Annotated in this window: 24 protein-coding genes and 1 pseudogene; 8 read left to right on the top strand and 17 right to left on the bottom strand. The window is 68.2% G+C overall.

The features are described 5' to 3' along the window. Positions 1–424 precede the first annotated feature (424 nt). Complete coding sequence (locus ACWCRJ_RS21190; protein WP_450940715.1) at positions 425–1,771, bottom strand: aldehyde dehydrogenase family protein; 1,347 nt, start codon at positions 1,769–1,771, stop codon at positions 425–427. 173 nt (positions 1,772–1,944) lie between these two features. Between ACWCRJ_RS21190 and ACWCRJ_RS21185 the strand changes: the two genes are divergently transcribed. Beyond that, positions 1,945–2,865 (top strand): helix-turn-helix domain-containing protein, encoded by a 921-nt coding sequence (locus ACWCRJ_RS21185; RefSeq protein WP_450940714.1) that lies wholly within the window; start codon positions 1,945–1,947, stop codon positions 2,863–2,865. Positions 2,866–2,950: 85 nt separating this feature from the next. Here the strand turns inward: ACWCRJ_RS21185 and ACWCRJ_RS21180 are convergent, their stop codons facing one another. The 11 genes from ACWCRJ_RS21180 to ACWCRJ_RS21130 form a co-directional block, all read right to left on the bottom strand. Next, positions 2,951–3,361 carry a hypothetical protein gene (locus ACWCRJ_RS21180; protein WP_450940713.1) on the bottom strand — a complete coding sequence of 137 codons (411 nt, stop codon included), beginning with the start codon at positions 3,359–3,361 and terminating at the stop codon, positions 2,951–2,953. Continuing rightward, positions 3,358–4,512 carry a hypothetical protein gene (locus ACWCRJ_RS21175; RefSeq protein WP_450940712.1) on the bottom strand — a complete coding sequence of 385 codons (1,155 nt, stop codon included), beginning with the start codon at positions 4,510–4,512 and terminating at the stop codon, positions 3,358–3,360. Before ACWCRJ_RS21175 ends, ACWCRJ_RS21180 begins: the two co-directional genes overlap by 4 nt. Positions 4,513–4,556: 44 nt before the next feature. Further along, on the bottom strand, positions 4,557–5,441 hold the full coding sequence (locus ACWCRJ_RS21170; RefSeq protein WP_450940711.1) for a hypothetical protein: 885 nt from the start codon (positions 5,439–5,441) through the stop codon (positions 4,557–4,559). Further along, a complete protein-coding gene (locus ACWCRJ_RS21165; protein ID WP_450940710.1) occupies positions 5,441–6,472 on the bottom strand; it encodes a hypothetical protein in 1,032 nt (343 codons plus the stop codon). The genes ACWCRJ_RS21170 and ACWCRJ_RS21165 overlap by 1 nt, the downstream gene beginning before the upstream one ends. 516 nt (positions 6,473–6,988) lie before the next feature. Continuing rightward, positions 6,989–7,255, bottom strand: a complete 267-nt coding sequence (locus ACWCRJ_RS21160) for a hypothetical protein (RefSeq protein WP_450940709.1) — start codon at positions 7,253–7,255, stop codon at positions 6,989–6,991. Further along, a complete protein-coding gene (locus ACWCRJ_RS21155; protein ID WP_450940708.1) occupies positions 7,252–7,527 on the bottom strand; it encodes a hypothetical protein in 276 nt (91 codons plus the stop codon). The genes ACWCRJ_RS21160 and ACWCRJ_RS21155 overlap by 4 nt, the downstream gene beginning before the upstream one ends. 138 nt (positions 7,528–7,665) lie before the next feature. Next, positions 7,666–8,220: an ATP/GTP-binding protein gene (locus tag ACWCRJ_RS21150; protein WP_450940707.1), complete on the bottom strand. Its 555-nt coding sequence runs from the start codon at positions 8,218–8,220 to the stop codon at positions 7,666–7,668. Positions 8,221–8,512: 292 nt separating this feature from the next. Then, positions 8,513–8,974, bottom strand: coding sequence for a hypothetical protein (locus ACWCRJ_RS21145; protein ID WP_450940706.1), 462 nt, complete (start codon positions 8,972–8,974; stop codon positions 8,513–8,515). Continuing rightward, positions 8,971–11,172, bottom strand: a complete 2,202-nt coding sequence (locus ACWCRJ_RS21140) for a site-specific integrase (protein ID WP_450940705.1) — start codon at positions 11,170–11,172, stop codon at positions 8,971–8,973. Before ACWCRJ_RS21140 ends, ACWCRJ_RS21145 begins: the two co-directional genes overlap by 4 nt. Then, a complete protein-coding gene (locus ACWCRJ_RS21135) occupies positions 11,169–12,884 on the bottom strand; it encodes a hypothetical protein (protein ID WP_450940704.1) in 1,716 nt (571 codons plus the stop codon). Before ACWCRJ_RS21135 ends, ACWCRJ_RS21140 begins: the two co-directional genes overlap by 4 nt. Continuing rightward, positions 12,884–14,356, bottom strand: a complete 1,473-nt coding sequence (locus tag ACWCRJ_RS21130; protein WP_450940703.1) for a site-specific integrase — start codon at positions 14,354–14,356, stop codon at positions 12,884–12,886. Before ACWCRJ_RS21130 ends, ACWCRJ_RS21135 begins: the two co-directional genes overlap by 1 nt. A gap of 138 nt (positions 14,357–14,494) precedes the next feature. Here ACWCRJ_RS21130 and ACWCRJ_RS21125 point away from each other — a divergent pair, with 138 nt between their 5' ends. Next, positions 14,495–15,085: a GNAT family N-acetyltransferase gene (locus ACWCRJ_RS21125; RefSeq protein ID WP_450940702.1), complete on the top strand. Its 591-nt coding sequence runs from the start codon at positions 14,495–14,497 to the stop codon at positions 15,083–15,085. Further along, positions 15,024–16,139, top strand: a complete 1,116-nt coding sequence (locus tag ACWCRJ_RS21120; protein WP_450940701.1) for a transposase family protein — start codon at positions 15,024–15,026, stop codon at positions 16,137–16,139. The genes ACWCRJ_RS21125 and ACWCRJ_RS21120 overlap by 62 nt, the downstream gene beginning before the upstream one ends. Before the next feature lie 52 nt (positions 16,140–16,191). On the opposite strand, the gene ACWCRJ_RS21115 is transcribed toward ACWCRJ_RS21120, so the two are convergent. Further along, positions 16,192–17,022, bottom strand: a complete 831-nt coding sequence (locus tag ACWCRJ_RS21115) for a hypothetical protein (protein ID WP_450940700.1) — start codon at positions 17,020–17,022, stop codon at positions 16,192–16,194. A 43-nt stretch (positions 17,023–17,065) separates the two neighbouring features. Further along, a complete protein-coding gene (locus ACWCRJ_RS21110; protein WP_450940699.1) occupies positions 17,066–17,350 on the bottom strand; it encodes a hypothetical protein in 285 nt (94 codons plus the stop codon). A 128-nt stretch (positions 17,351–17,478) separates the two neighbouring features. On the opposite strand from ACWCRJ_RS21110, the pseudogene ACWCRJ_RS21105 reads away from it, so the two are divergent. The 3 genes and pseudogenes from ACWCRJ_RS21105 to ACWCRJ_RS21095 form a co-directional block, all read left to right on the top strand. Beyond that, a pseudogene (locus ACWCRJ_RS21105) lies at positions 17,479–18,144 on the top strand (ATP-dependent DNA ligase); the annotation flags it as partial. Continuing rightward, on the top strand, positions 18,029–18,382 hold the full coding sequence (locus ACWCRJ_RS21100) for a hypothetical protein (protein ID WP_450940698.1): 354 nt from the start codon (positions 18,029–18,031) through the stop codon (positions 18,380–18,382). The pseudogene ACWCRJ_RS21105 and the gene ACWCRJ_RS21100, both read left to right, overlap by 116 nt. A gap of 541 nt (positions 18,383–18,923) precedes the next feature. After that, positions 18,924–19,385, top strand: coding sequence for a hypothetical protein (locus ACWCRJ_RS21095; protein WP_108999123.1), 462 nt, complete (start codon positions 18,924–18,926; stop codon positions 19,383–19,385). Between the two features lie 69 nt (positions 19,386–19,454). Here ACWCRJ_RS21095 and ACWCRJ_RS21090 read toward each other — a convergent pair whose 3' ends face one another. Beyond that, a complete protein-coding gene (locus ACWCRJ_RS21090; protein WP_108999122.1) occupies positions 19,455–19,856 on the bottom strand; it encodes a DUF5958 family protein in 402 nt (133 codons plus the stop codon). Positions 19,857–19,858: 2 nt separating this feature from the next. Then, positions 19,859–20,485 (bottom strand): DUF6000 family protein, encoded by a 627-nt coding sequence (locus tag ACWCRJ_RS21085; protein ID WP_037652290.1) that lies wholly within the window; start codon positions 20,483–20,485, stop codon positions 19,859–19,861. 101 nt (positions 20,486–20,586) lie between these two features. On the opposite strand from ACWCRJ_RS21085, the gene ACWCRJ_RS21080 reads away from it, so the two are divergent. Next, on the top strand, positions 20,587–20,808 hold the full coding sequence (locus tag ACWCRJ_RS21080; protein ID WP_450940697.1) for a recombinase: 222 nt from the start codon (positions 20,587–20,589) through the stop codon (positions 20,806–20,808). Positions 20,809–20,944: 136 nt separating this feature from the next. Next, a complete protein-coding gene (locus ACWCRJ_RS21075) occupies positions 20,945–21,817 on the top strand; it encodes a class I SAM-dependent methyltransferase (RefSeq protein ID WP_450940696.1) in 873 nt (290 codons plus the stop codon). A 317-nt stretch (positions 21,818–22,134) separates the two neighbouring features. Here the strand turns inward: ACWCRJ_RS21075 and ACWCRJ_RS21070 are convergent, their stop codons facing one another. Continuing rightward, complete coding sequence (locus ACWCRJ_RS21070) at positions 22,135–22,764, bottom strand: class I SAM-dependent methyltransferase (RefSeq protein ID WP_450940695.1); 630 nt, start codon at positions 22,762–22,764, stop codon at positions 22,135–22,137. Positions 22,765–22,792 lie beyond the last annotated feature (28 nt).

Raw genomic sequence — 22,792 nt, 5'->3', positions numbered from 1 at the left:
GCGGCGGAGGCGCGGATGCGGTCCTCGGGCAGGCGCGGGCCCGCTGATGGTGACGCGGTTCCATGACCGCGATCGGGGTGTGGGTGGTGTTGGCGGCGAACGCGGTGAGAGCCGCACGCCGCCGGCGCCGGTCAAGCGCAACTGCCCGCCGGAGTACGGGCGTTCGTCCCTTGCGCATGATCAGCAGTCAGCCAGGCGACGAATCATGGGTGTCGCCGGCGTCGGTACAGATCGGTGTCTGCAGGCCGCGCCGCGACCGACTCCCTCGACGCGCCCCCGCGACGAGGACCGATACACGGCTTCACCTGGAATGCGCTTGCGGCGGTGGCGGGAACAGCGATCTCAGCGCTCCTCATTCTCACCGCCTGAGGCACTCCCGACGGCCGATCGCCCACCGGACAGCCTGCTCCACAAAAGCGCGGGCCTAGTTGAGCGGCACGTCCGCGACGGCCTTGAGGTGGCTGAATGTCTCGAGGGAGTAGCGGCCGTGGTACCGGCCCATGCCGCTTTCGCCGACGCCACCGAAAGGCAGGCCGGGCATGAGCAGCTGCATCACCGGCTGGCCCCAGGCGATGCCGCCGGAGGAGGTCTCGTTCACGAGGCGCGACTTGGTGTCCTCGGAGGTGGTGAAGGCGTAGAGCGCGAGGGGCTTGTCGCGGTCGTTGATGAAGGCGATGGCGGCATCGAGGTCTTCGACTTCGACGACGGCGAGGATCGGGCCGAAGATCTCCTCCTGCATGATGGGCGATGCGGGGTCGACATCGGTGAGCACGGTCGGTGCGATGAACAGGTCGTCACGGTCGTGCCGGCCTCCCACCGCCGCCCGGCCGGAGTCCAGCAGAGCGGTGAGCCGGTCGAAGTGCCGCTCGTTGATGATCCGGCCGAAGTCGGCTGAGGTCTGCGGAGTGGCACCGAACTGGGCGTCGACCGCCGCGCGCAGGGCGGGAACCAGCGCGGCGGCGGTGGCCGGATCGGCCAGTACGTAGTCGGGGGCTATGCACTGCTGCCCCGCGTTGCCGAACTTGGCGCCGACCAGCCGCTTCGCGGTCTCGTCCACGTCGGCGTCGGGGGCCACGAAGACCGGCGACTTGCCCCCGAGCTCAAGCGTGACCGGGGTGAGGTTCTCGGCGGCTGCGGCCATGACGATCCGGCCGACGGTGCCATTGCCGGTGTAGAAGATGTGGTCGAAACGCTGTGCCAGCAGGGCCGTGGTCTCCTCGGCGCCCCCCTCGACCACGGTGAGCACATCGGCGTCGAAGTACTGGCGCAGCAGGCGTGAAGCGACCGCCGAGGTGTGCACGGACATCTCGCTCGGCTTGGCCACCACGGTGTTCCCGGCGGCCAGCGCGCCGATGATGGGGTCGATGAGAAGGTGCAGCGGGAAATTCCACGGAGCGATCACCAGCACGACGCCGAGCGGGTCGTACGTGGTGTAGGCCGTGGTCGTGGGCCCGAAGTGGGCAGGAACCTCCACCGGGCGGGGCTGAAGCCAGTTCTCGAGGTTCGCCAGTGCCTCGTCGATGTCGGCGACGGTGAAGTCGATCTCCTGCATTTTCGCCTCGGCGGCGTTCTTCCTCAGATCCGCCCAGAGCGCATCGAGCAGCTCCTGCTCGTTCTCCACCAGCAGGGCCCGCAGCCGCTGCAGCTGGTCGACGCGCCAGTCCAGTGGGCGGGTGACACCGGTGTTGAACGTCGCCCGAAGGCGGCCGACGACCTCCGCGGCCGGTTCGCTCTGGTGCGTCCTCGGCTCGATCCCCTGTGTTGCGCTCATGGGATGTACTCCGTTCTTGATCCAGGCCACGCCCCGGCCGTCTTCTAGCCGGGCACAGTGGCCAGCGTGCTGGACGATCCGGCATCCACCCAGGTCACGGCTTTGCGTACGCGCGCGATGCCTACCACTGGTTGGGTCAGGCTGGTGTGCGTGCGACCGTGGATACTCGAGGCATGGACGAATACCCCGAACCGGTGCACGAGCCCGCCGCCGGAGCTCTGGACCCGCGCGCCGAGCTCAGTGAGTTCCTGCGCACCCGGCGGGCCCGGCTGAAGCCGGAGGACGTGGGGCTGCCGGACTATGGGCGGTACCGGCGGGTTCCGGGGCTGCGCCGCGAGGAGCTGGCGCAGCTGGCCGGGGTGTCGGTGGCGTACTACACGCGGCTGGAACAGGGCAACGGGCGGCACGTGTCGGCGGAGGTCCTCGACGCCATCGCCCGCGCGCTGAGGCTGAGCGACGCCGAGCACGCCCACCTCACTCACCTGGCGAAGCCGAAACAGAAGAAGAAGCCGGCCGGCCGCGCCCAGCAGGTGCGGGGCCCCCTGCGGACGCTGCTGGACACCATGGACGGTGTTCCGGCGATCCTCGTAGGGCGGCGCTCGGACATCCTCGTCTGGAACCGGATGGCCGCGGCGGTCTTCGGCGACTGGGCCGAGCTGCCGGCCAGGGAGCAGAACTGGGCACGGCTGGTCTTCCTGAGGCCCGAGTACCGCGACCTGTTCGTGGACTGGGAGCACAAAGCCAGCGACGTCGTCGCTCAGCTGCGCATGGACGCCGGCTCCCATCCCGACGACCCCCAACTGTCCGCGCTGGTGGGCGAACTCTCCGTCAAGAGCGAGGAGTTCAGGCGGCTGTGGGCCACCCACGACGTCAAGGAGAAGTGCCACGGCACCCAGCGCCTGCACCACCCACTCGTCGGCGAACTCGACCTCCGCCTCGAGTCGTTCCACCAGGCCGACAACCACGAACAGATGCTGGTGACCTACCACGCCGAACCGAACTCCCCGTCGGCGGAGGCTCTGCGCCTGCTGGCCAGCTGGGGCGCGGACGCGACCCGGGCGGGAACGAGCACGCCGTCGGCACGCACGGCTTGATCAACTCCCCTTGATCACCGGTAGTCGGCTGCGCGCCACGCCCAGCGACCTTATCCACGCCAGACGCCTCCGGGGGGTGTCGGATTCAGGACGGCCCGGGTGGCACGGGCCTGCTGTGGTTGGGCAGTGAAAGCACGGTGCCGCCGCTGCGCAGCGCGTCGTTTTCGAGAGCCAGCTGGCGGATGGCCTCCTCGTACAGAGCGAGAGTGCGGCGCAGGTCGCTGTTCTCCTTCCGTAACCGGCTCAGGTTGGCTTCCGTACGTACGTCGGATCCGGAGGGTTCCGTCGGCGTCGCAGGCCGGGCCGGCGCCGGAATGCGGGGCCGGAAGTGCACGTCGATCAGGTCGGCGTAGTGCCGGTGGTAGGTGGCGTGCGGGATGTCCAGGAGCCGCTCGATCGCGGTCACGGTGGGGCGCCGTCCACGGGCCGCGGTCTCGGCAAGGACAGTGTCGATGGCGGCTTTGACGGTCTCGGTGCCGGGCAGGGCGCGTTTCACTCGGCGGTCTCCGGGGCGTGGCGGGTGAGGAACGCGGTAGTGGCGCGGTGCTGTTCCTCAAGGCGGTGACGGACGTAGGGGGCGAGGCGGTCGCTGTCGGCGAGGGCGTCCTCCAGACGGGCGAAGTGACCGGTGAGGGCCTGCCGGTTGGCGGGCGTGAGAGCGGTGTTGCGGCAGACCAACGGTTTGCAGTCGGCCATGACGGGCTGATCGGCGGGGCCCTCGGACGTGCGGCACAGGGCACGGTCGGGGTTGTAGACGCAGGTGATGAAGGTGCCTGGGTACAGGCGCGTGTCGTGGCGGGCCAGGATGCGGCGCAGGCGGGCTTCGTCGGTGACGACCTGGCCGTCGAAGACGGTGTGGCGGGCGAGCTCGGCGAGCCGGGCTTCGGCTTCCTCTCCGGCGGGGCCCGTCAGGCACGGCCGGTCGTCGTCGGCGCCCAGCTCGGCGAGGAACTGGCCGCGGGCGAAGGCTTCTTCGGCCTCGACCTCGTCGCGGAGACCGGAGTCGCTGGTGCCGGCGTAGCCCTCGAACATCTGGATGCGCTGGTGGCGGTACTGCAGGGCGCCGGCGATGGTGCCGCCCGGGCGGCGGGCGATGAACCAGGCCAGGGTGCGGCGGAACTGCCGAGGCGTCAGTCGCGGCAGGCGTCCCTTGACCTTGGGGATCGCATCCAGGCGTGGACGGGCAGCGCAGTAGGAGTTGATCCACTTGGCCAGTGCGGCGATGTCCTTGATGGTGGTGGCGCTGGTCCGCACGCGCCCGGCCACGTGGTGGCGTTGATGGTCGGCCGATTTGAGCGGGTGCGCGAACAGGTAGGGCTCGCCGGCCGGCTGGCAGCGTTCCAGGACAGCGACGGCTCGCGCGACGGGAGCGGTGACGACCCAGGTGGCGGCCGCGCCGTGGACGCCTTCGCCCTTGAAAGCCAGTCCGTGAAGCCGGTAGCGGTAGATGCGGCCGTCGGTGTCGCGTTGGGCGCTCACGCAGCCGCGCCGCAGGTGTTTGATCTCGGAGTCGCGCAGGTCGGAGAGGTAGGCGATGACGATCCAGCAGGACACCTGCAGCAGCCGTTCGAACTGGCCGACGTCGTAGTAGGAGATCTGCTCCAGCCACCGCTGCCCGCCCACCTGCGCTTGAGGAACGTGACGCAAGGGAGAGTCGGTGCCTGCTCCGAGGCCGCGGGCCGCTTCCTCGATCAGACGCCGGGGGCGGGCCTTTCTGAGCGGGTATGACGGATGGCCTGCGAGCCGGGCCAGGTAGGCGAAGTTCGGGGAGCCCTCTCTGCCCCGCCATCCGGTGGCTGCCGGGTGGGTGCAGTGGGCAGCCGCTGTCCGAGCCGGCGGAAGTCGTCCAGTACAGCTTGCAGGGCCGCGACCGGGTCGGGGTGGGCAGGCGGGCGTGCGTCGATGCTGTCGCGCTCGGCGCGGGCGGCGAGCACGTCGTCGGCGAAGTCGTCCACCCAGCGCAGCGCCCAGGTCAGCAAAGGCCCTATGACATGCTCGGGGATGCGGTCGGTGAGGTTCTCGTCATACCGGCGCGGATTGGCGCGCGCCCATGCCTGCCACAGCGGCCGCCGCAGCGGGTCCTGCCCGAGGTGGTCGGCAAGGCGGGAGCGGTAGGCCCACAGCAATCGCACGGCACGGCGGTGGCGATACACCCCACTGACCGACAGCCGCAGCGCCGTCAGCTCGGCGTGATAGGCGTCCAGGTCATCGCCCATCAGCTGCGCCAGCGGGAGCCGGCGACCCTGTGCCCACAGCAGGAAGTGGCGTACGCAGGTGAAGTAGGCGCGGATGCTGGAGATCGTGATCGGCTCTTCGCCGGGCGGGGTGTCCTCGATCAGCAGGGCGTAGAACAGGAGCTTGGCGGTGTCCCGGTGAGCGTGCGGGACCTGCGCGAAGTCGAGCCGGTGAGGCTTGCGGTCCGCGCGCAGCCATGCCGGCGTCAGCGTCCAAAGGTCATCGCCGTAGCGGGAGGTCTCTTCCAGCCGTGCCTCGGCGCGCAGCGGACGCGTGGCCAGGACCAGGGCGTCCTCGGGCACTGCGGCGCGGTGTGCGGGGGCTTGGGCCGCATGCGTCATCACCACTGGGTGGGCCCTTCCAGAAGAGCGAGCATCAGGTGGGGCTGCCTCTGCTGGGCAGCGGCGCGCTGGGCCGGGCTGAAGCGAGGCAGGATGTCGCGGGTGAGGATCTGCCAGGTCGTGCCGTACCGGGCCGTCCACTGCGCGGCATCCCGGCGCTGAAGGTCCTCACGCAGGACCTCGGCCAGGGCAAGCAGGGCAGGCAAGTGGCGTTCCATCACCAGGGCGTTGGGGCAACCGAAGCAGGCCAGGAACGACTGGCGGCATCGTCCACCGCCGGGTGCGTGCTCGATGTCCGTGCACGCACAGGCCAGCGTGTCGAGCTCGCCCCCTGCCGCCTGCTCGCGCACCTGATCGGGCACGGCAGCAGCCGATCCGCCACCGAGGCGGACGACGACCGCGCGGGCGCTCTCCTCCGCGTCGGTGATCGCCTCCGTGAGCACGTCGGCCGCCCACTCGGCGACGAACGGGTCCTTGCGCAGGTAGTGGGTGAAGGAGGTGTCCGCCGTGTTCGTCACCCGCGCTGACGGAAGATGCCCTCCGACCTGCTTCGCCGTGCGTACCTCGACGGTCTTCTTGATGCGCGTCACCATCATCTGCAGCGGCTTGCCATCGTCGCCGACCAGGCCGTGGCGCTCCGCCCACGCCCCGAGCTTCAGCTTGCGGGCCAGCTCGGCATCGAAGGGCCCGATGTGCCCGCCGGTGGCGGCATTGAGGACACTGCCTCGGCCGTTGCCCGCCCAGATCGACCACACCGACCCGGTCTCGGAAAACGCCCGGCTGCGGCCCATCAACCGGTGCAGCAACAGGTAGAAGCCGCCCATCGTCCGCAACTGGCGGTCCTCATCGACGCTCCAGTGCACCGTCGTGCGGGAGTTGGCCTTGCCCCGGCGGCGCTTGGTCAGCGTGACCGCCACCGCGCGCTCCTCCAACATGCGGTGCTCGGCGGGCAGTTCCTTCACTGTCTCCGGGTTGCGGCCGCTCAGCCCGGCCGCGTAGATGAGCAGCGGGGCAAGGTCCGGATCGGTCACGAACAGCTGCTTTCGCCTGGGCGTAGCAGGCCGCCGGGTACTCGCCCACCGTCAGCCCGCGGTAATCGACCTGGACCCGGCCCGTGGCCGCCATCGCCGCCAGCCGTACCCCCTGTTCCCGCTCAGCCACCGAGAGGCTTTCGTCATTGTCGAGGAAACGCCCCAGCAGCTTCTCGCCCGCCATGATCCGGGCGTGGACGGCGGCCACGTCGGAGCGGGCGGCGGCCATGACGGCCTGGAACTCGCGATCGGAGTACCCCGGCCGCCCGGCCTGCTGGGCGCCCACGCCGTCCCCGGGCTGCCGGCATAGTCCACCACAGCCCCGTCCAGCCGTTCCTGACCGGGCAGAACACGCACGATCCGCAGCAGATCCTGCAGGTTCCGGCGGGCGGACTTCTCCTCACACGTCTGCCGCCTCGACATCAGGTACCGCTCCAGGTGACGCACCCGCAGCCCCTCCACCCGCCGCGGCGGTTCCGCAAGCTGGTCCAGGAGCAGCAGGAACCGCTTGACCGTCTACCACTGGCTGCTCGCCGCCCGCTGCGTGCGGCGCCCGCCGCCGGGTCCGATCCGCACCCCCAGCGCGTGCGCGAAATCCCGGTGCAATCCCGGCAGCGGCAACTCCTCGAACCGGAACACGCACTCGCGGCCGTCCTCACCGGTGAACCGCACCACCGGCGCCCCGCCGTCCTCGGCGAACTCCACGGTCTGAGGCGGCTCGTAGAAGCCGCCGGGAACAGCCGCGGCACAGCCGCGCCCCGCGCGGGGTGCCTCCTCGCTCACGCGACGACCTCCGACCGCTCCAGCCAGCCCTCGTCGCTGAAGCCCACCGGCTCCCAGGCCCCCTCCGGCACCAGTTCAAGCCGGGTACGCATCTCCAGCTCCTGCAAGGTGTGCAGATAGAGCGCCGTGGTCGTCGCCGACCGGTGACCGAGCCTGATCCGCACCCAGTTCAGCGGATCACCGAACACTCGCTGATACGTCAGCCGCTGCTGCTCGTTCATCTCGCCCAGCGCCTGCAGGTGGCCTCGCCACAGCAACTCCAGCGTGATCACCGCGTACGAATGCCTTGTGTCCGCAGAGGCCGTGTGCGGATGAGCCTGTGTGCGATTGAGCAGGTGCGTCGTTTGGGACACGTTCGCGCTGCATATCGCCGGGCGTGTTGCATTCCGAGAGAGTCGTTGTGATGCGGCTCACCCTGCGGGTGTCTGAGGCAGGGCATGCGCGATCATTGAGCTCACCGTGGCGACGCGGTGAGCCAGTTCGCCGGCAGGGATGTCGATGAGCTCGTAGCCGAACGCGCGGTAGCTCTCTTCGTGGATCTTTTCGAAAGCCAGTGATTCCTGGAAACTGATCCGCCGGGCCGCGGTCGGCTCGCAGAACCCTAGATTGCGGACGAATAGCACTTGCCGCTCGTAGACCCCTTCCGAGGTGATCCGTTCGAGTTCCGCGGCCAGCGCCGGAGACACCGGCCGCCCCAAGTAGGTGGCGAGGGCGTGGGCGCAGACCGGTGACCGGTCGAACACCTGAACAGAGCCGGTGGCCTCCAACTGCCGCTGTCGCTGCAGAGCGACGATCTCGTCGATGAAGGACGCCCGTGTCCATGGCTGGTCCTCGCCCAGAGCCTGCGCTTGTGCGATGACCGCCGTTGCCGCCTCCTCGACAACGCCGTAGCCAAGCTCGTCCAGGCACCGCAGGATTGATGTCTTGCCCGCGCCCGGCGTGCCAGTGAGAACGTACCGCCGCATGATCCGAGAACCTTTCTTGCAGGTCGAGACAGGTCCATTGGTCACCGTTTGGGCCTCCGGAGGAGGCAACGAGCCAGTGGAGCCCTGAAGATGGGGATGGGGGGACACAGGCGGATCCTCGAACGGCTGATGTGCCGGAGACGCCCCTGATGCCCAAGGCGTTGAACAAGACAACCACGGCCAGATTGCTCAACGTCCCTCTTCGTTCCAGTACATCCTGTCGACCGGAGTCTCGGCAACCACCGCTGAGCAAACCGGGTGTCAGAACGAACGGTTCAGGAGTCCTGCCGCTTCAACTGCATGTCCCGATGACGGTGGTTCGCGGTGTGGGCAGACGGCTCACCCTGCTTGCCCCGGCGACGGCGTCGCGGAGTCTGACGATCTCTTCGTGTTGTGCGGCAAGTCGAGCCAGAGCCTGGGTGCGGAAGTCAGTGAGCTCGCCGATTGTCTGTTCGGACTGGCACAACCGGTCCTTGAACTTGGTGATCTCTGTCTTGAGCCGGACGATTTGGGCTTCGCGGGGGTCGGGGATCTCTCCGGCCTGCTGCAGGGCCTGGAGGCGGTGTTCGAACTCGACGCGGAGGTGAGCGTAGGGGCGGGTGCCGTAGAACGCGGTGCGGTCGACCGCGGCCTCGATGGCGAGAATCTTGATGTCGCACTTTCCGCCGGGCGGGATCTCGCCTCGAAGGAGCCGGTCCATGGCGGCCCGGATGCGGTTCTCGTTCTCGGTCCGCTGGGCTGCGGAGATTCTCATGCGGAGTCCTCGTTCATGGTGGTGCAGGCGGCGTCGATCTCCGTGACGACGCGGAGGGCCCGGTCGTAGTCGGCCTGCAGGCGGGTGCGTTCGGTCTTTCGTGTGGTGCCGAGCTGTCCAAGAAAGGTTCCGGTGCGTTCGGCGTGCTCGGCCCAGACGGGACGGTGGCAGGGGTGATGGGTGGCCTGCGGGCAACGGGCGGAGTCACACATCCCGACCAGCGGACGGTCGGCCGTCGGAGTGCCGGCCAGCTTGAGGCAGAGGGCCCGGGATGGGTCGGTGAACCAGCAGTAGTTAGCGGGCCCGAGGTGAAGGACCTTGGCACGCTTGGTCAGGAGGTTCAGCACGTCACGGTCACTGCGCTGTGTTTTGGGTGCTGTTGCTGCCGTTGCGTCGAGCTTCTCGTCGATGCTGGCGAAGAACTCGGTGAGGCTCCGGGCACCGGGGCCGGCCGGGAGAATGCCCTGCTGGTAATTTTGGAACTCTTCCAGTACCAGCTGGAGATTGCGGTCGCTCTCGTGCTTGTTGACCTCGGCCAGCAGCTCGGCCTGGGCCCCGCCGGGGCGGGAGGCATACCCTTCTGTCGTGGCCACGGCAATGTGCTTTAGGTGAATCTTGGCGGCCAGCACGCCGCCTGGCCGGTAGGCCATTTCCAGCGCCAGTGTGCGACGCAGTCGCCTCAGATTGACCTGTCCGTCTGGGATGGGGGCGAGTCCAAGACGCTGCCCTGCCGGAGAGTTGATCCAGTTGCGGAACCACTTGTAACGGACGGAGAAGGCGAACCGCCCGAAGAGCAGGGTGCCCTCCTTCCGGTCGTCATGCAGGTCTTCGGCGAGTTCGACGGCGCGATAGACGGGCTCGATGACGACCCACTCGTCGTCGGTGCCCCCCAGCGGCTGTCCCTTGATGACCTTGCTGGCGAGCCGGTATCGGGTGAGCCCCCGGACGGGTTCCTCGATCGGAAGTCGGCAGCCGATGCGAAGCTCCATCAGCTCGCTCGATCGCATGCCCGAGGCTGTGGCCAGCACGATCATCGTGGCGGTGCGGACGATGCCGACCAGAGCGACGGCCTGGGGACGGTGCAGAGGCAGTGTCCAGGGCAACACCGACAAGGTGTCCGCCGTAGCGATCTCGACAGAGTTCCGGGCAAAGACCTCCTTCACCCCGACCGACGCGACCGCGTCTTCCAGCGGGTCGCGCAGGCGGTTCATCCAGCGGGCCTCGAACTGGGTGATCCCGGCCTGACGGGCCAAAACTCCCGTGGCCACGGTCAGGAGGGGGTCGTCGGCGGACCAGCCGTTGGCAAGCCGGTCGGCGACGTGGTGGTCGGCGAGCATCGGCAAAGGTGTGCACGTATCCGTGTACTCGCTCAGCAGCCCGGTGAACTCGGCCACCGGGGCGACGTGGAGCGATCGGAGTCCTCGCGCTTTTCGGGCGGACAACTTGTCGGCCTCCCGGATCTGGCGGGCGAGTTCAACAGCGTGCGGTCCCAGGGCGGACACCAGGAACAGGGCGGCGGCGAGCATCGGTTGCAGGACCGGGTCGTCGACGGGCTGGGTCTTGTTCTCTGGCCGGCCGCTGGGCATTTCGGCGATGGCGGAGGCGGTGGCCCCGCCCCAGGGCCGCAGATCTGCCGAGACCCGGTCGGCGGTGAACAACTCGCGGTAGTTGACCAGGTCGACGACGACCTGTGCGGCCGCACGACGGACTGCCGGACTCTGTTCGCCGACGACCGCTCCGTGCTCGTCGAGGACATAACGCCGGTGAGCCATGTAGGCGTCACAGATGCGCGTGTCGACCTGCCCGAGGCTCGTCACCCCGTGCTCGGACAGCCAGCGGCAGAACCGGATGATCTCGTCCAGACGGCCCGCGCAACTGCTCAGGTGCAGGGCGGTGCGATGGGCCCGGGGCAGCGGAGCGACCGCAGGGTGCCGCGGGGCGAGCATGGCCAGGACGAGTTCCTTGCCCACCAGCCGCCACCGCTCATCAGTGATCCCGGTGAAGTCGAAACGGCGTGTGCTGAGGGCGAGTTGGACAGGCAGGCCGACGACATCGGTGAAGTTCCAGACGTCGTCCTCGAACACCGGACGGCGGGATCCCTCGGGGAGGGGGAGTCCGGCTTCGCGGCAGACATCGGCGCCGGCGAAGACCGCGGACCGGCCGTCGAAGGCGGCAGCAGTGGCGAGGGCGGTTCTCACGCGGTCATCTCCTCAGGCCGCAGGGGAAGTTCGTCGTCCAGGTCCTCGACCTGGTGGGCCGCCGCAGCCAGGACGGCAGGATCGAAGCGGTCCAGGACCTGCTGGACGCGGGTTGTGTAAGGGCCGAAGACGGCCATGAAGTGGGCGGCGGGCATCTGCTGCCACTGCCGGGAGAAGAACGCCTTGAGCCGCAGCAGGTTGCCCACGTGCCGGGGAGCGTAGACGGCCAGTGGGCAGAGCAGGCAGACCCAGGGCCGGGCAGGACAGGGCTTCCCCTTCGGTCCGTGCAGCCCGGACAGTTGGTCCCCGCAGGCGGCGGTGAACACATCGCGCTGTCCGCCGACCAGCTCGGCGATCACGGCATCGTTCAGGTTCAGCTCTGCGACCAGCTGCGGGTAGCCGTCCGCCAAAGCGGCCGCGTCCTCTTCGGTGATCACGGTCGGTGGGTGAGCCCGCCGGAGCATGTCGTGCTGGGCGTCCTCAATGACCGTCTCGACAGCATGCTGCTGGGCTGGAGTTGTGGCGGTGAGGTAGTGATCGCCCTCAACGTGCGGGGTGTGGTTCGGATCGATCGTGGCCCGCCCGCTGCCTGTCCAGGAGGTTTTGTCCCGCATGGCTTCGTGGGTGGTCCGGATCCGCGAGCGGTGAATCTTGAGGGGTTGTCCGTCGTTCCCCAGAACCGCATGGCGAAGCGCCCACCGCTGGACGGCAACACGGTCGACCTGGCGGACACGGCGGGACTTGCCGGCCTGGCTCACCCCCACCCAGAGTTTGCGGCGTTCCCCGGGGGTCACAAAGGTCCGCAGCAGAGCGGAGTGCGCGAGCCACTGTTCCAGCAAACGGACCGCCCGGCGGGGCAGGTTCAGGCTCTCCGCCGCGGTGCGGCGCTTGATGTAGGAGAGGAGGACCGTCGAGTCACCGGCCCAGTCGATGTCCTCGACCACCAAGTCGGCAATGCCGTCCGGGACGATGCCGGAGTAGATGCCGAACAGCAGCCGGTAGGCGATCAGCACGTCCAGGTGCGGGAAGACAGCCCGAGTCGCGTCGTGAAAGCCGCCGCGATTGCGGACCACCGCCGCCGAGACCTCCAGATGCTGGCCGAACTCGCCGATGCTGACAGGCCCGACCCGGGCCAGCAGCCAGCGCAGACTGCCCGGTTCCCAGCCGCCTTCGAGGGGATGCCGTCCGTCGGCGGCATCCGCGAGGGCCCGGCGGTGGGCGGCGTACGAATCGTCGACCAAGGTCCGACAGACCTCGGTCAGCCGCTGCCATTCCTCCTCCCCATAGGGCGGCAGCGCCTGGCGGTTGGGCTGGATGTTGAAGTGCCGTCCGGCAGCGAGTTCCAGCACCTCTTCACCGAGCGTGCCGCCGCTCTGGGCATAGCCCTCCAGCAGACTGCGGGTCATGGCCTCCAGCCTTGATGGACTGGACATCCAGAATTCGGCCAGCTGCCCTCGCCGCAACTGAGCGGCACCACCGGTGAAGCCCTGAGCGGCCAGGACGCGGACCATGCTTCGCAGGGACTGGACGTAGAAGTTGACGGTGCCCTCCGAGTCCGCGGTGCCGTGCGGATGGATCAGGTCCACGAGACCGAGGGCCAGGTCCCGGGCCAGACGCGGGTTGGGCAGTCCGTCCAGGCTGTACTCCGCGCGACTTCCGTCGCTGAACACGCAGGTGAGGCCGAGTGGTTCCTCGATCAGCATCGTCGGCATCAGAGGTCACCGTCCTCGATCTCGTCGTCGAACTCGGCTGCGGCCTCCCGCTCGGCGGCCGGATGATCCGTCAGCCCGGCAGCGACTCCGGCGCCCTCGTATGCCTCCCGGTAGATACGGGTCGTATCCAGGCGGCGGAGGTACTTTTCCGTGGTCAGGACGGTGGAATGGCCCAGAAGATCACGAAGCACCAGCAGTGGGTCCGCCTTGCTCAGGTAGAAGACCAGGGCGGCGTCGGCATCGGTGTCCCGGACGAGCTTCGCGGCCTGCCGGTAGTGCCCGGTGACCAGGTATTCGAGGGTCCTCATGGAGAAGGTGTGGCGACATCGGTGGGGCCAGACGTGCGGGAAGCGGGGCTCGAAGCGGGCCCGGACCCGGTCTGATGTGCGCTCGAAGACCGTGCCCCAGGCGGTGAATGGGCCGCCGCCGTTCTTCACCGCCAGCAGACACGAACCGCCCCCCGGAGCGACCAGCCGGCGCCGCTCGGCCGGAGCCAGTGACTCCCAGGGTCGCCGGACCCCGTTGATCAGCCCTCCCCGGGCATCCGGCTCGGTCACCATCAGCGGCTCGCCCCAGCGCCGTGGAGGCCGCCAGGATGAGCCGTCCGTCGTAGCGGCCCGGTCCAGCTCGATGTAGTCGTGCAGCCCGGCCAGTGCCTCGTAAGAGGTCCACGTCGTGCGGAACTTCTTGCCCTTGGTGATCCCGGCCGGCACCGGGAACGGAATAGGAACTGCGATCGGCTCCGGCGACAGCGCTGGGATCTCCCAGGGAAGCAGATAGGTGAATTCCTGCAACCGCATCCCGGTAGCCAGCGCGTGATCCCCGACAGCCCCGTTGCGGGACAGCTCCCGCCCGTGGAAACCGGTGTCCTGCGAGCCGTCCGGGGCCAGCCCGCGCAGCCCCTTGCGGAACAGCTCAGTGAAGTCCGGCTCCAGGTACTTGATCGTCACGTGTGGCTTCGGTGTGCGGCGGACCGCCAGATTCACCCGCACCTCCCGCCCGGTCCCGGCGAACAGGGCCCGCGCGGCGCGGTAGGTGAACGGCTCGGCCGTCGCGTACCCCTCGTTGATCGACCACCGGTAGAACAGCGACAGGATGCTCATGTGCTGGCCCCACGTCGTCGCCGCGAACCGGGCCTTCAACGGACCCGCCGCCCGGTGCTCGGCGTACCGGCTCAACGCGGCCTTCAGCCGTACCCGCGAGTCGAACAGACCCACCCCGTGCTCGGCCAGGAACTCCATCCATTCCTTGACCACCCGCGCGTAGCTCTCCCACGAGCTCGGCGCCGGCGCCCCGCTGGCCGGGAGCTCACGCAACCACCGGTTCACCACCGCCGCCGAACGCGGCGCTGCCGGACCGTCCTCGAAGCACAGGTCGTCATCGACGAGCACAGGCATCCCCTCGGGGATCAGTGGCCGATGCTCGACGTTCCAGGACTCCCAGCCCCGGGACGAGAAGAAACTCAAGATCATGGGCGCTGACAGTAGAAACACCACACGGCTCAGCGCAAAGCCCAAACGCCCAGGCCACCAACCCAGTTGGAGCCAATCACTACACGGAAACTAACGAGTAGCCGCACGATAGTGACGCGATCTTGATCGTCCAGGAGCATGCGACTTGAGTGCTGGCATTTGGCGTTGCTGGCCTGGCAGGATCCGCCTGTGATCAATACCTCGGTGACTGTGCGCGATCTCGTTGTCGGTGACTGCCACGATGTACACGCCTTCGCCAGCCTGCCGGAGGCTTGCCGCTACCAGGCGTGGGGGCCGAACACCGAGGAACAGACGCGGGACTTCGTCCAAGGCGCCGTGGATGCCCGGTTGCAGTCCCCACGGTCAAGATTCGTGTATGCGGCCTGCCTCGACGGTGAACTCGTCGGTATTGGCGAGCTGAAGGTTCGTAGCCTGGCCCACCGCCAGGGCGAGATCTCCTATCTCGTGCATCCTCGGGTGTGGGGACGAGGCGTGGGTACGGCCATCGGCGGGGAACTCCTCAGCAGAGGATTCGGGCTGATGGGACTGCACCGGATCTATGCGACCTGCGATCCTCGCAACGTCGCGTCGGCCCGAGTACTGGGCAAGCTCGGCATGACCCACGAGGGCCGGCACCGGCACACCGCGCTGCTCCGGAACGGCTGGCGTGACTCTGAAGTCTTCAGCATCCTCGACCACGAATTGGCGCACCGGCCCGGTCCTGAATGATCGATGTATCGGCGGTCAAGCTCCGGCAGCCGCCCTGGTGCCAGAAGGCGAACAGCCGCACGGGATTATCTGGAGTGTGAAGTCAAGTTGGGCCCGCGCGGCCTGCTCTGATGCTGCGTTGTGCGGGGTCTCGAAGGAACACCTGGGTGCGCTGATCGCCGAGATGGCCGGGCCGTGGATCGCAGCCCGAGACTCTGAGCTGGCCAAACGGCGTGGCCATGGCCGATTGCGGGCGGCCGGGGCTGGGCCGGATCATCAGTTGGTCTTCGTGGACCGGGTGCTGGTGACCTTGGTGGCGTTGCGCTGGGCGCTGTCGCACAGGGTGCTCGCGGCGCTGTTCGGAGTCTCGCCTTCCACGATCGACCGGGCGGTTGGCGAGGTGCGCCCGTTGCTGGCCGCTCGCGGTTTCGCGGTGCCGGACCGGCCCGGGATCAGGCTCAGGACCCTCGCGGACGTGTTCGCCTATGCCCAGGCGGAGGGGATCACGCTGCGGATCGACGGTACCGAGGTGCAGGTACGCCGCCCGAAGGCGGGGCGGCCAGGCCGTAAGGCGTTCGTGTCGGGCAAGAAGAGGCAGAACACCGAGAAGGCCACGATGATCAGCGACGAGCAGGGTCGGGAGCTGTGGCTCGGGGCGATCCGCCCAGGCCGGATGCACGATGCCACCGCAGTACGCACCGAGGGCGTCGAGGAGCAGTTGCGGCTGCACCCGAACGTGAGAGCCGAAGTCGATTCCGGCTATGCCGGTCTGGCCCGTGACTTCCCCGGCCAGGTCAGCGCCCCGCCGAAGAAGCCGGCAGCGGACGCCGGGCCGTCCGAGCGCAACTTCTACGACTATGCGCGCCGCCGCCAATCCCAACGGCGGATCATGGTCGAGCACGCCAACGCAGAGGTCAAGCAGTGGCGGTCGCTGCAACGCTGGACCGGCGAGCGCGCCGACCTGCCCGAGGTAATCGCCGCGATCGGCGCCCTGGTCTCCGACCGCAGCGCCAAGCGTCCGACTCGCAGCAGGCCAAGCATGGAACTCGACCTCGTCCGCGCGACGGCCTGCTGATACACCCTGAGCCGAACCGCTAGGCCAGCACATCCCAAGCCCTATCGTGCGGCTACTCGTAAGCGGAGACAAAGTGCCGCAGCATGTGCGGCGTCGCCCCCACGTCTACGCCCTGGGCACGGCACCGTGCGTTGGCGTCGGCGAAGACCTGCTTCCACCCGGACATCGTCATCGGCAGGCCCCACTGGTTCAGCCACACCATCGCCGGCTCCCACCTGCCATCGGCCGTCGCCACCAGCAGCCGGCGCCGCTCTTCCGCATCCAGGCGGGCCACCGGCACCCACCGGCCACCCATCCGCACCCGGGGCGCGGCCGGGTCCTCCACCAGCAGCGACCGGCGCGTCGGGATGTAGAAGCCGCGCGAGCGCCCGTAGTCGAGCATCTCGGCCCGGTCCCACTCCATGTAGTCGCGCACAACTCGCAGCACCGGCACCGGCCAGTACACCGCCCTCCCCTTGGAAATCGCGTGCGGCAGCACCGCTGGCGCGTTGACGATCCCTGACGCCGCAGGCGGCAGCTCCGGTAGATCGAACACCGTCAGCGCCGAGTGCTCGCACAACCGCAGCCCCGTACGGACCATCGAATCCGCGTACGCCGCGTTCCGCGCCGCCCACCTCCCGCGGAACCCGCGCCTTGGCATCTCCTCCGAGTCGAAGCCGCATAGCCCGACATTGCGCCAAAGCCGATACGACTTCGGTGGCAGCCACTTCACCTCTCGCCGTGGCCCCATGTGCGACGTCTCGGCTGGCACTTGCCGCACCATCGTGCCGCCAGCCCCGCCCCGCCACGGCGACCACACCGAAGCCGCGCGCTGACGGATCGGATTTGCCCTGACGAGGTCCTGCTCGATCGCCCACAGGTAGAACTGGTTGACCGTGGACACCTCCCGGTCCCAACTCGTGTCTTCCAAACGAGATCCACGCTCATCACGACGACGCCACCACTCGTACGCCGCCCCGGTCGTCCATGGACGCATTACGCCAGTCCCGCCTGCCTCGTGCGAACCACAGGAAGTCGAAGTACGTGCGCAGATCCCGGGCATGGGCGGCCTGGGTGTTCCACGGCGAAGACGCCAGCCACACCGAGAAATACCGGTTCAGCGCCACGTCGTACACGCCCGCCGGACTGATCAGGAACGGCTGCCCCTCGGGCACCCACAGATCATCCAACCCCTCACCGAGGTCGGCGAACAGGGCGCTGAACTCCCGCATGAACGGGGTCTTTTCGCGTGGCCACGCCAGGTCTCGACGGGTGAAATGCCCTCGCCAACCGGTGATCGACATGACGCTGGACGATAGTCCGTGGACAGCTCAACAGCGCATAACCGAAGGCGGACGGGTTTCGCGCTCTCCTCTTCACCCGTCCTGGACACGCGCTGATCCAGTCCCGCAGGGGCTCGGACCTGACCGGTGCCTTCCCGGACATCGCCGTGGCGGCCGCGGGCCTGGGGGAGACGCTCGTCCTGGACGGTGAGCTGGTTGTGCCCCACCAGGGCCGGCTGGACTTTCCCAGACTCCAGAGCCGCGCGAGCCGCCGGGGCGCCGGTGCCGTGCACGCTGCCGCCCGCCATCCGGCCTACCTGATCGTCTTCGACGTCCTGGAGGCGGCGGGCAGGGAGTGGTTGGCCCGGCCGTATCGCGAGCGACGAGCCGTGCTGGAGGACCTCTTCGCCCGCGGTGTGCTCGCCGCCCCCTTCACGCTGTGCCCGAACACGACCGACCGCGCCACGGCACGGGACTGGCTGGACCCCGCCTGGGGCACGGCCGGCATCGAAGGGGTGGTGTGCAAGGGGCTCGCGCAGCCCTACCTCCCCGGCCGGCGGGCCTGGTGTGTTAACTGCACCTTCTCTGGCTCGTTGGCCGGGGCAATTCCGAGCCCCAAGGAGACGTATGCACGACCGCCACCGCGACGTGGTCGAGGGGCGAGCGACGGTCCCCCGTGTCGGCTCCGTTGTCGAGCTGGAGACCAAGTACCCCGGGTACGCCGTTCACGACGCATCAGGTGAAGTCGTTGAGCCTGTCGTCCCGTACCTGAGAGAACTCGCACTTGACGACAACCGCCCGCTCACCGGTCGCAGTTACGCGTACGACCTGCTGCGCTGGCACCGGCTCCTGTGGTTCCTCGACGTTCCGTGGGACCGTGCCACCCAGGCCGAGGCATCCGCATTGGTGGGCGGCTGCGGATGGCGGAGAATCCACAACGTCGGCGTACGAGACCGGATGCTCCGCCGCCGGGTTCGGTGAACACCAGGACCGGCAAGCCCTACCTGAGGGCCGGTTACGCGTCATCGACGATCAATCACAACCTCACGGTCGTCAGCAGCTTTTACGCCTTCCACCGTCACCACAACCGCGGTCCCCTGGTGAATCCGGTGCCGGAATCGGCCGCTCAGCGCCGTGCCCTGGCCCACCGCGATCCCGACACGCCCGCGCCGCCGTTCCGACGGGCCCGGCTCCGCCAGCGGGTTCGCAGCACCGATCCGCGGGCCATCCCCGACACGCTGTGGGACGAGCTCTTCGCCGCGATGACACACGACCGGGACCGGGCCGCCGTCCTGCTCTACGTCTCCAGCGGTTCACGGGCCGGCGAACTTCGCCGAAGCCGAGAAAGAGGGCTGGCTCGGCGAAATCGAGGGCCTGCGCGTCAGCCTCGCCGGCGCCGAATCCAGAATCGACCAGATCGACTCCGCGCCCGGCAGCGTGGCGATCAACCTCGGCATGTCGCGCAAGGCCCCGGCTCACCCCGCCCAGAAGGAGGGAGCAGGGTCGCTGAGACAATCGCGGGATGATCAGCAATGAGATCCGGTTCGATTGCCAGCACCGTGGCGACAGGGGTCTGCTCGTGGTCGTCCCTCACATCGACGGAGCACCACTCACCGAGCTGATCGATGAGTACGAGATCGCGGCCGGGATGCAGCCTGCAGGTGATGCCTACGGTGGTCTGATTCCGGAGTTCTTCCGGTTCGGCCCGATGCAGGACCACTTCCTCGGACTGTCCACTAGCGCGATGGGGCCGAAGACCCCCGTCCTCGGTTGTGAATGCGGTGAGTGGGGGTGCTGGCCGCTCATGGCCCGCATCACCGCGACAGCGGATCTCGTAACCTGGGACGCCTTCGAGCAACCCCACCGCAAGACCCGCGACTACGTGGCATTCGGTCCGTTCCAGTTCGACCGCCACCAATACGATGGCGCCTTGCAGGCCCTGAGCGCGGTGATCGACTCCGCCGCCGACGACACGAGCGCATGAACACTGCCGTCAGTCCGTCTTGCCGCACATGGAGTCCAGGGGCGGAGGCCAGCGGCGGGGGACTCGTCCTCACCCGTCGGCGACGGGCAGGTTATGCCACCAGTGACCGCATCCGCCGGAGCAGAAGCGTTCGCGGCGCCGTTCGTCTGCGACCGCGAGGACCTCGACCAGTAGCCGGAACGCCTTGCGTCGTTCGTCGACAGGGGTGAGGCCGGCGATCTTCCCCAGTTGCTGGTCGATCGGGCCGCAGGTGATCAAGACCGCCGGGGTGTGCGTCGGGCGCAGCCCGGCACGTCGGATGCTCTCCGGTCCGTCTTCGGTGACGGCGCGCGCCTGCACGCAGTGGTGGCGCAGGAACAGGAGTATCTCGGCCTGCTCCTCCGGGCTGTGGGTGTCGAACCACTCGATGCCCTGTGACATCGGGCGCAGTCCTTGGGCGAGTTCGTTGAGGATGATGTCCCGCTCGGTCATGATCAGCTCCCGCAGGCCAGCGAGGCGAAGACCTCAGCGGTCTCGTCGACGAAAGCGCACAGTTGCTGCACGGCCTGCCGACAGTCATGCGGGTCGAGAGCCGCCACGGCCCGGACTTCGAGCCATCGGTCCCAGGGACCGGCCGGGGCAAGGAACCGTGTCGTGTACTCGGAGCCGAGAATCTCATCGAGGTACAGAAGCGTCCCAAGGACGACTGCCTGGTCGTAGTCGAGGTCGGGACGCGACAAGTAGTGATCAAGGTATGCGCTGAGCAGTTCGGCATCCGCTGCAGTACCGAACTTCGCAAGGGCGACGCAGTATGCCGCGCCCGCATACGGCCCCTCGCTGGCCAGCAGGAGCCGGCCTATGAGCTCGCGGAACTCGGACCTGTGGGCCACAGCAACCAGCCAGGCGGCAGTCTTGCGCTCGCGCCATCCACCCTCGAAGAGGACGCCGAGCTCCGCCGGAGTGATTTCGTACGCAGCCTGAGCCAGATCCCGCACAAACGCGGAGCGCTCGACCGGGCTCAACCGGAAAACGCTCCCGCCCAACCGAAGGTACCGCCGATCAGGCGTGACGAACCGCCGAACCAGATCCTGCAACTCGGGATCGCTCTGGACATCACGCATAGCCGCATCCTGGCCCGGGACGGTACTCATGTGCCACAGGTTTGCCGACTGCCTCAACGGACCGTAGTTACTGGTTCAGAGAAGCCTGCATCCGCTGCCCGATGTTGCAGGTCAACCCGAAGATGCTGCCCAGGCTTGCGGAGATCGAGAAGGATCTGATCCTCCGCCGCAAGCGGGCCGAGGAGGAGCAGTGGCTCGGCGAGATCGAAGGCATCGACCTGACCTTGACCTTCGTCCGCACCAAGCAAGCAGACGCCGCGCGACTCGCCCACCGCACCCCCGTCGCCCTCGGCATCCCGGCCTTCCCTCCACGGCCCGACTGACGACTCATAACGAAATAGGCGCGGCATTGCTGTGCAGCATCACGAGGTTTCGCGACCACCTGTGGCTCCCAGCTGCGCATGGTACCCAGGGCGAAAATCCTGTGGCCTCATAAGGCGTAGCTGGCAGACTGCCGAAGTGGACGATCAAGAATCTCACCTCGACACCGGAACTGCTCAGGATGCTGCCCCTGCCGAGCGATCGATGATGGCTGACGCAATGCGCGCAGCTCGCCGTATGTCGTTCAACGCTGATGCGCTGGCCTATAAGCGAGGCAGACCACGGTACCCGGACGCGGTCTTCGACCTGTTGGCAGAGCGCTGCGGGCTGCGGCCCGGTGCGCGGGTGCTCGAGATCGGTGCGGGTACGGGCCTGGCCACCGAGCCGCTGCTGACGGCCGGCGCGCACGTGGTCGCGGTCGAGCCCGGCGAAAGCCTGGCCGCGATCCTCGTCGCCGATCACGCGTGTGACCGGCTGGAGGTCCTCGTCAGTGACTTCGAGGCTGTGGATCTGCCGGGCGGGTTCGACCTCGCGGCGGCGGCGACAGCGCTGCATTGGCTCGACCCGGCCACGTCGACCGCGAAGATCGCCCGGTTGGTGCGTCCGGGCGGCTGGCTGGCGGCGTGGTGGACCGACTTCGGCGACGTCAAGCGGCCGACGCTCTTCCGCGACCGGCTCGACGAGGTCTACCACGACCTGCTGCCTGGCGGGACCGGCTACCGGGACAGCCGCTCGCACGTCCTCGACACCGCCGGGTGGCGCAGCCAGTTGACCAAGGGCGGCTACTTCGACAGCGTCTCCGTCGAGATCATCGAATGGGAGCAGATCCTGACCGCGCAGACCGCACGGGATCAGTGGTCCACGTTCCCGAACATCGCGGAACTCTCCACGCCCGACCGCGAAGAGTTCCTCACTCGCCTCGGTTCGCTCGTCGACGAGTTCGGCGGCCAGGTCGCAGACCCGCGCCTAACGGTCACCTACACCGCTCAGCGCGTCCAAAGCTCGCCGTGACCCCCATCCCCGCAGCGGTCCAGCAGAACACCATGACGAACCCGAAGACCTGTGGGCCACGGCGACACGAGTCTGCCCTGACGGACGGGAACCGGCTCCGGCGAGCATGCCGGGCATGGCTCCCGACCAGGACCACAACCTCGCTCCACTGTGCCGGAGCGCGTTACTGTCGTGCCCCCACGCCGCCCCGACCTGCGAGTTCCCTCCGGCGATACACGACATCTGTCGGGAGATTCGCACCGTGCTTGTTATCTAGGGTGCGGATTGGGCGTCAGGCATTTTGACCGAACCATTCAAAAGTTCTCGCAGGTCAGTCTCTACGGGCGGCGGGCCAGCAAGTGTGTGTCGAGGAAGCCGCGCTCGGTCGCTGGGTCGTGGAGCAACCGAGCCATCGTGACGAGCCCAGCCTCGGCCAGCAACTCGGCAAACTGCTCCGCCGGCCAGCTATAGGCGGTCGCCACCTTGTGATCGAAGCGGACCGGCTCCGGCCCTTCGGTGCCGAAGAAAGACACCAGGAGCAGACCCCCTGGTGCCAGAACACGCACCTGCTCAGCGAGTACCGCGGGCAGTTCTTCAGGTGGAATGTGGATCATCGAGTAGTGGGCCAGCACTCCACCGAGCGCGCCGTCCTCGACCGGCAGGGCCTCCATTCGTGCTTCGTCGAACTGCAGCGTCGGCTGGGCCCGCCGAGCGTGGTCGACCATGGCCGGGGAGAGGTCGATCCCGAAGGCATCCAGCCCCAAGTCGTGCAGCATGGCTGTCAGATGACCGGGTCCGCACCCGACGTCGGCTACCCGCAAGTTCCCCGTGTCACGCACGAACTCGGCGAAAGTGCCGATCATGTTCCGCGCGAACGGCCGCGTCTCCAACCGACTAGTGAACATCGACGCATAGAGCTCGACGACCCCGTCGTAGGCCGTCCTGGTCTCATCCTGGTGTTCTAACACGGGCAGGAAGCTACACCCCCGCCGTTCA

This window comes from Streptomyces sp. NPDC002324, assembly GCF_053593335.1.
The sequence above is the reverse complement of the archived record's forward strand: the minus strand, read 5'-3'. Positions and strand labels throughout refer to the sequence as shown.

Coding starts and splice junctions, on each gene's coding strand:
- ACWCRJ_RS21190 (WP_450940715.1), bottom strand. CDS start 1,771: ATGAGCGCAACACAGGGGATCGAGCCGAGGACGCACCAGAGCGAACCG.
- ACWCRJ_RS21185 (WP_450940714.1), top strand. CDS start 1,945: ATGGACGAATACCCCGAACCGGTGCACGAGCCCGCCGCCGGAGCTCTG.
- ACWCRJ_RS21170 (WP_450940711.1), bottom strand. CDS start 5,441: ATGACGCATGCGGCCCAAGCCCCCGCACACCGCGCCGCAGTGCCCGAG.
- ACWCRJ_RS21150 (WP_450940707.1), bottom strand. CDS start 8,220: ATGCGGCGGTACGTTCTCACTGGCACGCCGGGCGCGGGCAAGACATCA.
- ACWCRJ_RS21145 (WP_450940706.1), bottom strand. CDS start 8,974: ATGAGAATCTCCGCAGCCCAGCGGACCGAGAACGAGAACCGCATCCGG.
- ACWCRJ_RS21135 (WP_450940704.1), bottom strand. CDS start 12,884: ATGCCGACGATGCTGATCGAGGAACCACTCGGCCTCACCTGCGTGTTC.
- ACWCRJ_RS21130 (WP_450940703.1), bottom strand. CDS start 14,356: ATGATCTTGAGTTTCTTCTCGTCCCGGGGCTGGGAGTCCTGGAACGTC.
- ACWCRJ_RS21125 (WP_450940702.1), top strand. CDS start 14,495: ATGCGACTTGAGTGCTGGCATTTGGCGTTGCTGGCCTGGCAGGATCCG.
- ACWCRJ_RS21110 (WP_450940699.1), bottom strand. CDS start 17,350: ATGCGGGAGTTCAGCGCCCTGTTCGCCGACCTCGGTGAGGGGTTGGAT.
- ACWCRJ_RS21100 (WP_450940698.1), top strand. CDS start 18,029: ATGCACGACCGCCACCGCGACGTGGTCGAGGGGCGAGCGACGGTCCCC.
- ACWCRJ_RS21095 (WP_108999123.1), top strand. CDS start 18,924: ATGATCAGCAATGAGATCCGGTTCGATTGCCAGCACCGTGGCGACAGG.
- ACWCRJ_RS21090 (WP_108999122.1), bottom strand. CDS start 19,856: ATGACCGAGCGGGACATCATCCTCAACGAACTCGCCCAAGGACTGCGC.
- ACWCRJ_RS21085 (WP_037652290.1), bottom strand. CDS start 20,485: ATGCGTGATGTCCAGAGCGATCCCGAGTTGCAGGATCTGGTTCGGCGG.
- ACWCRJ_RS21080 (WP_450940697.1), top strand. CDS start 20,587: ATGTTGCAGGTCAACCCGAAGATGCTGCCCAGGCTTGCGGAGATCGAG.